Annotated in this window: 11 protein-coding genes; 10 read left to right on the top strand and 1 reads right to left on the bottom strand. The window is 72.1% G+C overall.

Annotated features, from left to right (window positions below; genetic code table 11):
- Positions 1-192: 192 nt before the first annotated feature.
- Positions 193-1203 carry a polyprenyl synthetase family protein gene (locus ACFYQ6_RS18145; RefSeq protein WP_361583004.1) on the bottom strand — a complete coding sequence of 337 codons (1011 nt, stop codon included), beginning with the start codon at positions 1201-1203 and terminating at the stop codon, positions 193-195.
- A 156-nt stretch (positions 1204-1359) separates the two neighbouring features.
- Between ACFYQ6_RS18145 and ACFYQ6_RS18140 the strand changes: the two genes are divergently transcribed.
- The 10 genes from ACFYQ6_RS18140 (at position 1360) to ACFYQ6_RS18095 (ending at position 13805) form a co-directional block, all read left to right on the top strand.
- Positions 1360-2859 (top strand): peptide MFS transporter, encoded by a 1500-nt coding sequence (locus ACFYQ6_RS18140; protein WP_361583007.1) that lies wholly within the window; start codon positions 1360-1362, stop codon positions 2857-2859.
- Positions 2860-2868: 9 nt separating this feature from the next.
- Positions 2869-4863, top strand: a complete 1995-nt coding sequence (locus tag ACFYQ6_RS18135; protein ID WP_361583010.1) for a CocE/NonD family hydrolase — start codon at positions 2869-2871, stop codon at positions 4861-4863.
- Between the two features lie 110 nt (positions 4864-4973).
- On the top strand, positions 4974-6203 hold the full coding sequence (gene fahA, locus ACFYQ6_RS18130; RefSeq protein WP_388763756.1) for a fumarylacetoacetase: 1230 nt from the start codon (positions 4974-4976) through the stop codon (positions 6201-6203).
- Positions 6200-6853 (top strand): GPP34 family phosphoprotein, encoded by a 654-nt coding sequence (locus ACFYQ6_RS18125; protein ID WP_361583015.1) that lies wholly within the window; start codon positions 6200-6202, stop codon positions 6851-6853. The genes fahA and ACFYQ6_RS18125 overlap by 4 nt, the downstream gene beginning before the upstream one ends.
- Positions 6854-7054: 201 nt before the next feature.
- Positions 7055-7825, top strand: a complete 771-nt coding sequence (locus ACFYQ6_RS18120) for a GntR family transcriptional regulator (protein ID WP_361583018.1) — start codon at positions 7055-7057, stop codon at positions 7823-7825.
- A 33-nt stretch (positions 7826-7858) separates the two neighbouring features.
- Complete coding sequence (locus ACFYQ6_RS18115; protein ID WP_033297536.1) at positions 7859-8086, top strand: ferredoxin family protein; 228 nt, start codon at positions 7859-7861, stop codon at positions 8084-8086.
- A gap of 16 nt (positions 8087-8102) precedes the next feature.
- On the top strand, positions 8103-9473 hold the full coding sequence (locus tag ACFYQ6_RS18110; protein ID WP_361583021.1) for an ABC transporter substrate-binding protein: 1371 nt from the start codon (positions 8103-8105) through the stop codon (positions 9471-9473).
- A complete protein-coding gene (locus ACFYQ6_RS18105) occupies positions 9470-10330 on the top strand; it encodes an ABC transporter permease (RefSeq protein ID WP_388763753.1) in 861 nt (286 codons plus the stop codon). Before ACFYQ6_RS18110 ends, ACFYQ6_RS18105 begins: the two co-directional genes overlap by 4 nt.
- Positions 10327-11073, top strand: coding sequence for an ABC transporter ATP-binding protein (locus ACFYQ6_RS18100; RefSeq protein ID WP_361583027.1), 747 nt, complete (start codon positions 10327-10329; stop codon positions 11071-11073). The genes ACFYQ6_RS18105 and ACFYQ6_RS18100 overlap by 4 nt, the downstream gene beginning before the upstream one ends.
- A 5-nt stretch (positions 11074-11078) precedes the next feature.
- Positions 11079-13805, top strand: coding sequence for a fumarate reductase/succinate dehydrogenase flavoprotein subunit (locus ACFYQ6_RS18095; protein WP_388763751.1), 2727 nt, complete (start codon positions 11079-11081; stop codon positions 13803-13805).
- Positions 13806-13881 lie beyond the last annotated feature (76 nt).

Raw genomic sequence — 13881 nt, 5'->3', positions numbered from 1 at the left:
TACCTCCGTGGTCGGCGGCTGCCATCCCGTTGCACATACACTCCCCGCCGCCATTCTCACCCGATGTGGTCAGGAGTGGTTGTCATCCATCTGACCAAATCGGGCGGGAACAAGCGTCAGCCCTCGGGAGCAACTCCGTGTACCTCTCCGGGATGACCCAGGAGTACGGAGCGCGCGGACACCCCTAGGGGTTCAGCCCGCGCGGTGCACCACAGCGTCGCACAGCTCTTCGAGCGCGGCCTTCGCATAGCACTCGGGCAGCGGCGCCAGGGTGGCCCTGGCCTCCTGGGCGTAGCGGACGGTGTCGCGGCGCGCCTGCTCCAGCGCGGGGTGGGCGCGCAGCCTGCGCAGCGCCTCCGCGAGCTTGTCGTCGTCGCCGAGGTCGCCGTCCAGGAGCTCCACGAGCTCCTTGTCCTGGGGGTCGTCCCCGGCCGCGGCTCGCGCGCGCAGGTGGAGTACGGGCAGGGTGGGAATGCCCTCGCGCAGGTCGGTGCCCGGAGTCTTGCCCGACTCGTGGGAGTCGCTGGCGATGTCCAGGACGTCGTCGGCGAGCTGGAAGGCGATCCCGAGGCGTTCGCCGTACTGGGTGAGGATGTCGACGACCGAGTCGTCGGCTCCGGCCATCAGGGCGCCGAACCGGCCGGAGACGGCGACCAGCGATCCGGTCTTGCCGCCCAGCACGTCCATGTAGTGGTCGACCGGGTCGCGGCCGTCCCGCGGTCCCGCGGTCTCCAGGATCTGACCGGTGACCAGACGTTCGAACGCCTCCGCCTGGATGCGTACGGCCTCCGGACCGAGGTCGGCCAGGATGTGCGAGGCACGCGCGAAGAGGAAGTCGCCGGTCAGCACCGCGACGGAGTTGCCCCAGCGGGTGTTGGCGCTGTCCACCCCGCGGCGCACGTCCGCCTCGTCCATCACGTCGTCGTGGTACAGCGTCGCCAGGTGCGTCAGCTCGACGACCACGGCCGCGGGGACGACCCCCGGGGCGTCGGGGTCACCGAACTGGGACGCGAGCATCACCAGCAGCGGCCGGAAGCGCTTGCCGCCCGCACTGACCAGGTGCTGTGCGGCCTCCGTGATGAAGGGGACCTCACTCTTGGTCGCGTCCAGCAGCCCCGCCTCGACAGCGGCCAAACCGGCCTGGACATCGGCCTCAAGCGCCTGGTCCCGCACGCGCAGTCCGAACGGCCCGACGACGGTCACGAGGAGATCTCCTGTCTGCTGACGATCACACTGAATGTCGATGTGTCGCTGTCATCACTCAACTCAGCGTATCCGGTCCCCTTTGGATCACCGTGGGCGCCTTCCCGCCACCGCCGGTATGTTCGGGATCAGCTCATACGATCAGGAGTTGTCGCTTTGTCCCACACCGTGACCGGTACCGAACCGACCCAGCCGCCGCCGGGCGACGACACGGCCTTCTTCGGCCAGCCCCGGGGCCTGATGACCCTGTCCGGGCTGGAGGTCTGGGAACGTTTCTCGTTCCTCGGGATGCAGGCGATCCTGGTCCTCTTCTTCGCCGACCAGGTCTCCGACGGCGGCATGGGCATGGAGCCGGGCACCGCCGCCTCGGTGTCCGCCGCCTACGGCACCCTGGTCTACCTGGTCTCCGTGGCCGGCGGCTGGCTGGCCGACCGCATCCTCGGCTCGTACCGCGCCGTGCTGTACGGCGGCATCCTCATCGCCTGCGGCCACTACGCCATGGCGGTGCCGACCGCCACGATGACCTGGGTGGGGCTCGGACTGATCAGCGCCGGCACGGGCCTGCTCAAGCCCAACGTGGCCTCGATGGTCGGCAAGCTGTACCGCACGGAGGACGACCGCAGGGACGCCGGCTTCGCGCTCTACTACATGGCCATCAACATCGGCGCCTTCGCCGGCCCGCTCGTCACCGGCTGGCTGGGTGACCACGCGAGCTGGCACTGGGGATTCTCGGCCGCCGCGTTCGGCATGACGCTCGGCCTGATCCAGTACGTCGCGGGCCGGCGTCACCTGGCCGGGCGAAAGCACGGGGCGGAGTACGCCCTCGCGCGCGGCCCCATGCGCCGGGCGGTGCTGCTGATCGTCGCCGGCGTCGTCGTGGCCGGCCTGGTGGCGACCGCCCTGGTGCTGGCGGGCTGGCTGACGATGGACCGTTTCGTCGACGTGCTCACGCTGGTCTCGGTGATCGCGCCCGTCGTGTACTTCGCCGTCATGTTCCGGAGCCCCCGGGTGACCCCGGAGGAGCGCGGCAGGCTGCGGCCGTACGTCGTGCTGTTCCTGGCGTCCGTCGTCTTCAACTTCATCCTCTTCCAGGCGTACTCGACGATGATGCTGCTGGCCTCGACGAACGCCCGCACGGAGATCCTGGGCTTCCACTTCCCGGCGAGCTGGTACGCCTCCGCGCTGGGCGCCTTCGAGGTCGCGCTGGCGCCCGTCGTGGCGGCCGTCTGGGCCCGCATGGGACCGCGTCAGCCGCACGCCTCGAACAAGATCGCGATCGGGGTGATCCTCGGCGGCCTCTCCTTCCTGCTGATGGTCCTGCCGACCTCCGGGCACGCCGACGACACCTACCGGATGACCGCCTGGTGGATCGTCGGCTCCTATCTGCTGCTCGGACTCGGCGACGTCCTGCTGGAGACCTCCGGCATGTCCGCGACCACGAAGCTCGCCCCCAAGGCGTTCGCCAGCCAGACGATGGCGCTGTGGTTCCTGTCCCTGGCCCTCGCCAACGGCATCCAGGCACAGATCGTGAAGCTGTACGGCGAGGTCTCCAACCCCGCCTACTTCGGTGTCAATGGTGCTGTCGCGGTGGCGGCCGGTGTGGCCGTCGTCGCCGCCGCCCCCTGGCTCAAGCGCACCATGCACCCCGTCCACTGAGGTACCGCCATGCACATCCGCACCGCATTCCCGTACGAGACCATCCACGAGGACCTGTACATCCCGCTGGCGGACGGCACCGAGCTGTACGCCCGGATCTGGCGCCCGGTCACCGACGAACCGGTGCCCGCCCTGCTGGAGTACCTCCCCTACCGGCTCAGCGACTGGACGGCGCCGCGCGACTGGCAGCGCCATCCCTGGTACGCGGGCCACGGCTACGCCTCCGTGCGGGTCGACGTGCGCGGGCACGGCAACAGCGAGGGGATGCCGGGCGACGAGTACGACGCGACGGAGCTCGCCGACGGTGTCGCGGTCGTGCACTGGCTGGCCCAGCAGGAGTGGTGCTCGGGCCGGGTCGGCATGTTCGGCATCTCCTGGGGCGGCTTCAACTCGCTCCAGATCGCCGCGCTCGCCCCGGAACCGCTGAAGGCGATCGTCACCGTCTGTTCGGCCGACGACCGCTACGACAACGACGTCCACTACATGGGCGGCTCGGTCCTGGGCGTGGACATGCACGCCTGGGCCTCCACCATGCTGGCCTTCGTCTGCCGGCCCCCGGACCCGGCGGACGTCGGCGGCGACTGGCGTGACATGTGGCTGCGGCGGCTGGAGAAGGTCGACCCGTTCATCCACACCTGGCTGGCGCACCAGACCCGCGACGACTACTGGAAGCACGGCAGCGTCTGCGAGGACTACGGCGCGATCGAGGCGAAGGTCCTGGCGGTGGGCGGCTGGCACGACCCGTACCGGGACACGGTCCTGCGGCTCGTGGAGCACCTCGACCCCGGGCAGGTGCGCGGACTGATCGGCCCCTGGTCGCACCAGTACCCGGACCGCGGGCTTCCGCCGGGACCCGCGATCGGCTTCCTCCAGGAGACGCTGCGCTGGTGGGACGAGCACCTCAAGGACAAGGACACCGGGGTGATGAACGAGCCGCTGCTGCGCTCCTGGATCAGCGGCTCGCACCGCCCCGCCACGGTCTACGAGACGCTCCCCGGCCGCTGGGTCGGCGACGCGGCGTGGCCGTCGGAGAACGTCGCCCCGATCACGTACGCCCTGGGGGGCGGGGCGCAGATCGTCCGGTCGCCGCAGCAGACGGGACTCGACGCGGGCCGCTTCTTCCCGTTCGGCAACGACGCCGACCTGCCGCCCGACCAGCGGGACGAGGATGCCAAGTCGGTGTGCTTCGAGTTCCCCGTCGAGGACGCCCCGATCGAGATCCTCGGCCGCCCCCGGGTGACGCTCCTGCTCCGGATGGACGTACCGCGCGGACAGGTGATCGCGCGGCTCTGCGACGTGGCCCCGGACGGGGCCTCCACCCTGGTGACCCGCGGCGCCCTCAATCTGGCCACCCGCCACGGGCGCGACCGCGCGGAGGACTGGCCCGTCGGGGAGGCCGAATACGTGAACTTCGAGCTGAACGGCATCGGGCACACGTTCCCGCCCGGCCACCGGATCAGGGTCGCCATCTCCTCCTCGTACTGGCCGTGGATCTGGCCCCAGGCCGGTTCGGCGGGCTTCACGCTGGAGGCGGAGGGCAGCCTCGTCGAGCTCCCGATCCGCCGGCACACCGAGGACGCGGGGATCACCTTCGGCGAACCGGAGCAGGCGGAGCCGCTGGGGGTCGTGTATCCGGTGACGCTCGAGGAGCCCCGGCCGGAGCGGCTGGTGGTCCGTGACGTCGCCAAGGGCGAATGGCGCCTGGAGGTGGATCCGCGCTACGGCGGCACCCGTGTCTACCCGGACGGGCTGGAGTTCACCGAGGACGCACTGGAGACCTACACGATCCAGCAGGACGACCCGCTGTCGGCCCGGGCCCGCTCGGACTGGACGATCCGGCTGCACCGCCCCGAGATGTCGTGGGACGTGCGGATCGAGACGCGTTCGGAGACGAGCGCGGACGCGGACGACTTCATCACGTCCAACGAGGTCGTGTGCAAGGACGGTGCGGAGATCGTCTTCCACCGGACCTGGGAGAAACGGATCCCCCGCACGGCGGGCTGACCAGGGTTATCGCGTAACTTTCCGGGCATTACGCCTACTTGAGGCACTGCCGCCGAGCGGCGACGCCGACGTACCGTGTTCCTCAAGCCACTGGAAAGGGGCAGCGACAGATGCCCGAGCAGAGCAGTCCGCTCGATCTGGCCGAGGGAGACCCCTTCGGCCCGCACAACCTCCCGTACGGCGTGTTCTCCACCCCTGGACACCCGCAGGAGCGCAGGGTCGGCGTCCGCGTCGGCAGTCATGTACTGGACGCGGGGGCGGCGGCACACGCGCTCGGCTCGCCGTACGCCCGGCTGCTGGCGCAGCCGAGTCTCATGCCGCTCCTGGCGGCGGGGCGGACCGCCTGGCGGGACGTGCGGCGGGCGCTGACGGCGTGGGTGACGGTCCCCTCCCACCGCCCGGAGCTGGAGCCGCTGCTGTATCCGCTCGACGCGGTGACACTGCACCTGCCGTACGAGGTCGCCGACTACGTCGACTTCTACGCCAGCGAGCACCACGCCACCAACGTGGGGAAGATCTTCCGCCCCGACGGCGCGGCCCTCACCCCCAACTGGAAGCACCTGCCCATCGGGTACCACGGGCGGGCCGGCACCGTCGTCGTCTCCGGCACGGACGTGGTGCGCCCCTCCGGGCAGCGCAAGGCGCCCTCCGACCCCGCCCCGGTGTTCGGGCCCTCGGCGAAGCTGGACATCGAGGCCGAGGTCGGCTTCGTCGTCGGTGTCCCCTCGGATCAGGGTGCCCCCGTGGCACTCGGCGACTTCCGGGAGCACGTCTTCGGGCTCTCGCTGCTCAACGACTGGTCGGCGCGCGACATCCAGGCCTGGGAGTACGTGCCGCTCGGCCCGTTCCTCGGGAAGTCCTTCGCCACCTCCGTGTCGGCGTGGGTGACTCCCCTGGAGGCCCTGGACGCGGCCCGCACGGCGCCGCCCGCCAGGGACTTCGAGCTGCTGCCGTACCTCGACGACGCGGAGGACGAGGAGCCGGGCGGCTTCGACATCCGGATCTCGGTGGAGATCAACGGCCAGGTGGTGTCCGAGCCGCCCTTCTCCTCCATGTACTGGACGGCGGCCCAGCAGCTGGCGCAGATGACGGTGAACGGCGCCTCGCTGCGCACCGGTGACCTGTACGGCTCGGGAACGGTCAGCGGCGCCGAGCCGGGACAGCGCGGCTCCCTGCTCGAACTCACCTGGAACGGCCGCGACCCGCTGGACCTTCCCGAGGGCAAGCGGACGTTCCTGGAGGACGGCGACACGGTCACCCTGACCGCGTGGGCACCTGGCCCGCACGGCACCCGGGTCGGGCTCGGCGAGGTCACCGGACGGATCGTGGCCTCGCCGTGAGCGGCCCGGCGCCGACGCTCCCCGAGGAGCTGCTGCTGCTCGCCCTCGACCCCGTACGGGGCAAGCCGTACTGCCGGAACTCCTTCCTGGAGTACGGCGTCGCCGGGGCCGTGCTCGCGGAGCTGGAGCTCCAGGGGCGGGTCGCCGAGGAGCGCGGACGGGTGGTGGTCGTGAATCCGCTGGACCCGCCGGATCCGCTCCTCGGGGTCCTGCTGCGCGCTCTTCCGCCTCCGGGCAAGAGCAGATCCGGTGCGGGGGCGTCGGCGCAGCGCTGGGTGCGGCGGTCCGGGCGCAGGGCCGAAGGGCTGTACCTGGACGCCTTGGTGGAGCGCGGCGTGCTGCGCCGGGAGACGCGCCGCTTCCTGGGGCTCCTGCCCTACCACCGGCACCCGGCGGGCCCGGCCTCACCGGCCGGGCAGGTGCGGCAGCGCTTCGAGGCCTCCCGTGCGGCGGGCCACCCGGACCGCAGGGGCCGGCTGCTCGCGGCGCTGGCGGCGGCGGTGGAGCTGCCGTCGGTGGTGAGACAGGGCGACCGCCGTACGCGCGCGGCGGCACGGGCCCTCGCCCGGGGGGAGTGGCCCGCGCTGGCCGTGCACCGCAATGTGCGCCAGGACAAGGCCGCCCAGGCGGGCGGCGGGGGCGGGGGCTGACGACCCCCTGTGCCCGAGGGGTGGTCGTCCCCTGTGCCCGAGGAGTGGTCGTCCCCGGTGTCCGAGGAGTGGTCGTCCCAGGTGGCAGATCTTCGCCGACCGCACGAAGAACACCTGGTCACAGCGGTGCGCCCGGCGTCCGCAGGTGGCGCAACACTGTGGCAACACCATCGCGTGGACCCCGTCGGTATGGTCCAGCGCATGCCAGCCGAACGCACCCGTGAGCACACCGTGCCCGTCGCCGCCGCCCGTCGGCGCCGGCTGCGCGCGGACCATGCCCGGCTGCTGGCCGACCTGCTGCGCCACCAGGTGCGTACGGGCGGTTTCCCGGGTGGGGTGCTGCCCTTCGAGGACGCGATCGGCAGTGACTACCGCGTCTCCCGCAACACCGTCCGCCAGGCCCTCGACCTGCTCCGCGCCGAAGGCCTGGTGGAACGGCAGCCGGGCGTGGGCACCGTCGTCGTCAGCGAGAGGTACCCGCACCGCCTGGACCGCCTCCAGGGCCTGGCCGAGACACTCCGCGAACACGGCCGGGTCACCAACGAGGTCCGCACCGTCGGCCCCGTGCCCGCGCCGGGTCCCGTCGCGCGCCGGCTCCGGATCGCGGAACACACCGACGTTCTCTACATCGAACGGCGCCGGCTGCTGAACGGCCTGCCGCTGTCGCTCGACCTCACGTACGTCCCGATGGACATCGGGGCCGGGCTGCTGGGGTGCGACCTGGAGAACACCGATGTCTTCCGGCTGCTGGAGTCCCTGACCGGCCGGCCGCTCGGCACCGCCGAGATCACCATGGAGGCCGTCAACGCCGACGCGCACTCCGCCGCCGTCCTGGAGACCCCGCAGGGCGCCGCCGTCCTGATGCTGGAACGCCTCACCCATCTCTGTGACGGGCGGCCCGTCGACCTGGAGTTCATCCGGTTCCGCGGTGACCGCATCAGCATGAGCGGCCTGCTGCACAGGTCCGACTGACCCCCTCTTCCCCCCTCTTTCCTGGAGATCGCCATGCCTCTGGCGCCCCAGCGGGCCGACGTGCCCGTGACCATCGACGAGTCCAAGTGCATCGACGGCTGCACCCTCTGCGTCGACATGTGTCCGCTCGACTCCCTGGCCATCCACCCGGACAGCGGCAAGGCGTACATGCACGTCGACGAGTGCTGGTACTGCGGCCCGTGCGCGGCCCGGTGTCCCACCGACGCGGTCACGGTCAACATGCCCTACCTCCTCCGGTGAAAGGCCCCTTCCTCCCATGCGACGCACGGCAATCCGCGCCGCCGCCCTGCTGACCTCCGCACTGCTCGTCCCCCTCACGGCGGGCTGCGGCGGAGAGGCGAGCGCGGGCGACGACGACACGGTCACGGTGACCGTCGGCTATCAGTCCAGGACCATCAACACCGTCACGGCAGGCACCCTGCTGCGCTCGCTCGGCTACTTCGAGGACGAACTGCGCGCCCGCGGCCAGCGGGACGGCGTCACGTACGAGGTGAAGTGGCAGGACTACGCGACCGGCGCCCCGATCACCGCCCAGATGACCGCGGGAAAGATCGACATCGGCTCGATGGGCGACTTCCCGCTGCTGATCAACGCGGCGCGCGGCAAGCAGCTGAACCGTCCGACCAAGCTGGTCTCGGTAACCGGCTACAACCTGCGCGGCGGCCTCAACACCGTGGTGACCGGTCCTGATTCCGGTCTCCGCTCCCTGGAGGACCTGCGCGGCAAGAAGGTCTCCACGAGCGTCGGTTCGGCCGCCGACGGGACGCTCGTCCGGGCGCTCCAGCAGGCAGGACTCGACCCGGAGAAAGACATCCGCAAGCTCAACCAGCAGCCTGCCGTGGGGGCGTCGGCACTCCAGGCCGGCAGCGCCGACGCCCTGTCGCAGTTCGTGGCGTGGCCCGGGCTGCTGGCCTTCCAGGGCAGGGCGAAGGCCCTCTACGACGGGGCCGAGCTGAATCTTCCGACCTTCCACGGCGTCACCGTCGTCGAGGACTTCGCGCGGAAGCGGCCCGCCGTGCTGGAGGACTTCCTCCGGGCACAGGGCCGGGCCACGGAGTATCTGCACGAGCACCCGGTGGCGGCTTCCGAGTCGGTGGCGAAGGCGACGGGGCTGCCCGCCGAGGTCGTCCACCTCTACAACGGCGCCCAGGGCATCGCCACGTTCGACACGACGGTGAAGCCCGAGCTGGTGGCCGCGCTCAAGAAGGACGTGCCGGTGCTGCGTTCGGCGAAGCTGGTCGGGGACGTGGACGTCGACGCCTTCGTCGACGAGTCGTACGTGAAGCGGGTGTACGGCTCCGCCTACGCGAAGGCCCGGGCCGCCGGTCCGCCCGCCGCGCAGGGCGGCGAGGTCTGGCTGAAGGGCGAGGACACCACCTCGGCGTTCGCCACTCCCGCCGAGGTCCTGCGGTACACCGCCGGGCACGGGAACAAGGTCCGCGCCGCCTACGTCCCCGACGCGGGCACCGGCACCCTGTGGTTCGCGGACCGTGCCGTCTGGGTGTCGGACGGCACGGAGCTGAGGCCGTACGTCACCGGGTCCGCGGCCCGCGCGGACGCCGACGCGCACCCGGGCGCGCGTGTCGTCCCGTACGCCACCGCGCTCGAACTGGCCCGCGCCTCATGAGGGCGCGGCGGTGGTCGGCCCCGCTGCGGGCGCTGTCGCTGGTGGCGGCGCTGGGCATCTGGCAGCTGCTCACCTCCTACGACGTCAACCTGTGGCTGCGCTTCGAGCAGTTCCCCACGGTGACCGATGTGGCCCGTGCGTTCGGCGACCGGCTCGGCAGCGACACGTACTGGCAGGACCTCACCGACAGCCTGACCCGGATCGTCACCGGCTTCGCCCTGGCAGCCGTCCTCGGCATCACGGTCGGCACGGCCGTCGCACGCTCCCGGATCGCCTCGGACCTGCTGGGCCCCGTCCTCGAAGTGATCCGCCCGGTGCCGGCGATCGCCCTGGTGCCCGTGGCGATCCTGCTCTTCCCCAGCAACGAGCAGGGCATCGTCTTCATCACCTGCACCGCGGCCTTCTTCCCGGTCATGGTCTCCACCCGGCACGCGGTGCGGGCGCTGACGCCGGTGTGGGAGGAGGCCGTCCTGACCATGGGCGGCGGCCGGTGGCGGATCCTCGGCTCCGTCGTCCTGCCCGGCGCGCTCCCCGGCATCCTCGGCGGGCTCTCCGTCGGCATCGGGGTGTCGTGGATCTGCGTGATCTCCGCCGAGATGATCTCCGGCGAGTACGGGGTCGGCTACCGCACCTGGCAGGACTACACGGTCGTCGACTATCCGGGGGTCTTCGTCGGGATGGCCACGATCGGCCTGCTCGGGTGGATCACCTCGACGGCGGTGGAGCTGCTGGGCCGCCGGCTCACGCGGTGGCTGCCGCGTACGGAGAACCGTCCGCCGTCCCCCGTACGGCACCGCGGGCCCGAGTCCCCGGCCGCGGAGCCGGCCCCCCTGGCGAAGGAGCGGGTGCACCCATGACCACCACCACGTCCCGAGGCGTCCGGCTCACCCTGCGCGGTGCCGTGCTCGGCAGGGCCGGGGCCCCCGTCCTGGAGGGGATCGGCCTCGATGCCGTCCCCGGTGAGATCCTCGCCGTCGTCGGCCCCTCCGGCTGCGGCAAGTCCACCCTGCTGCGCACCCTGGCCGGGCTGCTGCCCGCCCTCGGCGGCGAGGTCGCGCAGGACGGTGAGGCGATCACCGCGCCCCGCGCCGAGCGGGCCCTCGTCTTCCAGGACGACGCCCTGCTGCCGTGGCGCACGGTGCGGGCCAACGTCGAACTGCCGCTGGCCATCCGGGGTGTCCCACGGGCCGAACGCCGGACACGCGCCGAGTCCTGGCTGGCCCGGGTCGGCCTGGACGGGCACGGCGCGAAGCTCCCCCACCGGATCTCCGGCGGGCAGCGCCAGCGCGTCCAGCTGGCGCGCGCCCTGGCGGCCGAGCCGCGAGCGGTCCTGATGGACGAGCCTTTCGGAGCGCTGGACGCTCAGACCAGGGCCGGTATGCAGCAGCTGCTCGTCGACGTCCTGCACGGCACGGGCGCCACGGTCGTCTTCGTCACGCACGACGTGGACGAGGCGCTGTTCCTCGGCGACCGGATCGCGCTGCTGCCCACCGGCAGGGTCCTGGACGTACCGCGTCCGCGCGAACGCGCCGCCCATGCCGACCCGGCGACCGTCGCGCTGCGCCGCGAGGTCCTCGAATCGCTCACTCCCGCCCACTGAAAGGCATGACCGTGCAGATCCCCGCCCTCGCCGACGCCGAGGAACTCTCCTGCGACGTGCTGGTCGTCGGGGGCGGCACGGCCGGCACGATGGCCGCGCTCACCGCCGCCGAGCACGGCTCCTCCGTCCTGCTGCTGGAGAAGGCGCACGTCCGGCACTCGGGCGCCCTCGCCATGGGCATGGACGGCGTCAACAACGCGGTGATCCCGGGCCGGGCCGAACCCGACGACTACGTCGCCGAGATCACCCGGGCCAACGACGGCATCGTCGACCAGTCCACCGTCCGGCAGACGGCGGTGCGCGGCTACGGAATGGTGCGCCGGCTGGAGTCGTACGGCGTGAAGTTCGAGAAGGACGAGCACGGGGAGTACGCCGTGCGCCAGGTGCACCGCTCCGGCTCGTACGTGCTGCCGATGCCCGAGGGCAAGGACGTCAAGAAGGTCCTCTACCGGCAGCTGCGGCGCCGGGAGATGCGGGAGAGGATCCGGATCGAGAACCGCGTGATGCCGGTCCGGATCCTCACCGGTGACGACGGCCGGGCGATCGGTGCGGCGGCCTTCAACACCCGTACGGGCGCCTTCGTCACCGTCCGCGCCGGGGCAGTCGTCCTGGCCACCGGGCCGTGCGGCCGGCTGGGCCTGCCCGCCTCCGGCTACCTCTACGGGACGTACGAGAACCCCACGAACGCGGGTGACGGCTACGCCATGGCGTACCACGCGGGGGCCGAGCTGACCGGCATCGAGTGCTTCCAGATCAACCCGCTGATCAAGGACTACAACGGCCCGGCCTGCGCCTACGTCGCCAACCCGTTCGGCGGCTACCAGGTGAACCGGCACGGCGAGCGGTTCGTCGACTCCGACTACTGGTCGGGGCAGATGATGTCCGAGTTCGCGGCGGAGGTCGCCTCGGACCGGGGGCCGGTGTACCTCAAGCTGAGCCACCTGCCCGAGGAGTCCGTCAGCGCCCTGGAAGGCATCCTGCACTCCACGGAACGGCCGACGCGCGGCACGTTCCACGCCAACCGGGGCCATGACTACCGCACCCACGACATCGAGATGCACATCTCCGAGATCGGCCTGTGCGGCGGCCACTCGGCGTCCGGCGTCCGCGTCGACGACCACGCCCGCACGACGGTGCCGCGCCTGTACGCGGCCGGGGACCTGGCCTGCGTCCCGCACAACTACATGATCGGAGCGTTCGTCTACGGCGATCTGGCGGGCGCCGACGCCTCGCGGTACACGGCCTACGAGGGTGAACTCCCCGAAGGACAGCTGCGCGTGGCCCACGAGCTGATCTACCGGCCGCTGCGGAACCCGGACGGCCCGCCGCAGACCCAGGTCGAGTACAAGCTGCGCCGGTTCGTGAACGACTACGTGGCGCCGCCCAAGTCGGGGGCGCGGCTCTCGCTCGCGCTGGAGCACTTCGAGCGGATGCGCACGGACATCGCGGGGATGGGTGCGACCACCGCGCACGAGCTGATGCGGTGCGCGGAGGTGAGCTTCATCCGGGACTGCGCGGAGATGGCGGCGCGCTCCTCCCTGGCCCGCACGGAGTCCCGATGGGGGCTCTACCACGAGCGTACGGACCATCCGGAGCGCGACGACGAGGGCTGGTTCCACCACCTGGACCTGCGCAAGTCGGCCTCGGGAGCGATGGAGTTCACGGCGCGGCCGGTGGCGCCTTACCTCGTGCCGGTGGACGGCTTCGAGCCGTCCGGCGGGCCGTCGCGGGAGCTCGGCGAGGTCGAGGCGGAGCAGGTCGCTATCGCCGGGGCGAAGGAAGCCGCCCCGTCCGGTTCCGCGGCGGCCGTCCGCGCCGGCATCGCCGAGGCCCCCTCGGCCGGGCCTTCCCCCCGCATCCTCGGACTCCTCTCGCTGGCGGAGGACCAGCCGGAGCTCGCGGACCTCGCCCCGTATCTGGCCGACCCCGATCCGGCGGTCCGGCGTGCGGCGGTCGCGGCGCTCACCGAGTCGACCCCGGCGGGCGCGGGGCCCGCGCTGGCGGCGACGCTCGCGGACCCGGTGCCGTCCGTGCGGGCGGCGGCGGCCGCATCGCTGCGGGAGCTGGTCGAGGTGCTGCCGGCCGAACCGGCCCTGCGCGAGCCACTGGTGGCGGCGCTCGGCTCCGGGGACCCGGTCGTACGGGCCACGGCGCTGGACACCCTGCGGGCGCTGCGTCTGGGGGACGCGGAGCTGTACGCCGGCACACTCGGTGACCCCGACATCGACGTACGCGTCCACACGGTGAGCGCCCTGGTGTCGGTCGACGCCACCGGCCTGCTGGCCGGGGCCGTGGCCGACCCGTCCCGCGAGGTCCGGGTGGCCGTCGCGAAGGGGCTGGCGGCCACGCGCTCCCCCCGTCCCGAACCGCTGGCTCCGCTCCTGTCGGACCCGGACCTCCTGGTGCGGGCGGCGGCCCTGGCAGCTCTCGCGGCCACGGGGTGCCCCGAGCCGTTCGCCGCGACGGCGGTCACGGCCCTTTCCGATCCGGCCTGGCAGGTCCGGGCGGGGGCCGCGACGGCGCTCTCCTCGTCCGGCCCGGTGCACGCGGTGGGCCCGCTGGCCGGGGCCCTGGACGATCCCAACGCCGACGTCCGCAAGGCGGCGGTGCTGGCGTTGCTCCACCACACGGCCCACGACGCGGCCAGGGAGGCGCTGGCCGGAGTGCTCACGGACCCGGACGCGGACGTGCGCGCGTACGCGGCGAGGGGGGCAGCGGTCAACGACGCGTAAGTCGCTCACACGTTTGGGCGGCCCTGGTCTGTTCTCGCCGGATACGCTGAACAGACCCGCGAGACTCCGTCCCATG

Origin of the sequence: Streptomyces sp. NPDC005494 (assembly GCF_042872025.1) — a bacterium.
Classification (GTDB): Bacteria; Actinomycetota; Actinomycetes; order Streptomycetales; family Streptomycetaceae; genus Streptomyces.
The sequence above is the reverse complement of the archived record's forward strand: the minus strand, read 5'-3'. Positions and strand labels throughout refer to the sequence as shown.

What these genes read in the sequence shown, in the direction of transcription:
- ACFYQ6_RS18105 (WP_388763753.1), top strand. Translation starts at nt 9,470, where the DNA reads ATGAGGGCGCGGCGGTGGTCGGCCCCGCTGCGGGCGCTGTCGCTGGTG.
- ACFYQ6_RS18120 (WP_361583018.1), top strand. Translation starts at nt 7,055, where the DNA reads ATGCCAGCCGAACGCACCCGTGAGCACACCGTGCCCGTCGCCGCCGCC.
- ACFYQ6_RS18100 (WP_361583027.1), top strand. Translation starts at nt 10,327, where the DNA reads ATGACCACCACCACGTCCCGAGGCGTCCGGCTCACCCTGCGCGGTGCC.
- ACFYQ6_RS18135 (WP_361583010.1), top strand. Translation starts at nt 2,869, where the DNA reads ATGCACATCCGCACCGCATTCCCGTACGAGACCATCCACGAGGACCTG.
- fahA (WP_388763756.1), top strand. Translation starts at nt 4,974, where the DNA reads ATGCCCGAGCAGAGCAGTCCGCTCGATCTGGCCGAGGGAGACCCCTTC.
- ACFYQ6_RS18110 (WP_361583021.1), top strand. Translation starts at nt 8,103, where the DNA reads ATGCGACGCACGGCAATCCGCGCCGCCGCCCTGCTGACCTCCGCACTG.
- ACFYQ6_RS18115 (WP_033297536.1), top strand. Translation starts at nt 7,859, where the DNA reads ATGCCTCTGGCGCCCCAGCGGGCCGACGTGCCCGTGACCATCGACGAG.
- ACFYQ6_RS18095 (WP_388763751.1), top strand. Translation starts at nt 11,079, where the DNA reads ATGACCGTGCAGATCCCCGCCCTCGCCGACGCCGAGGAACTCTCCTGC.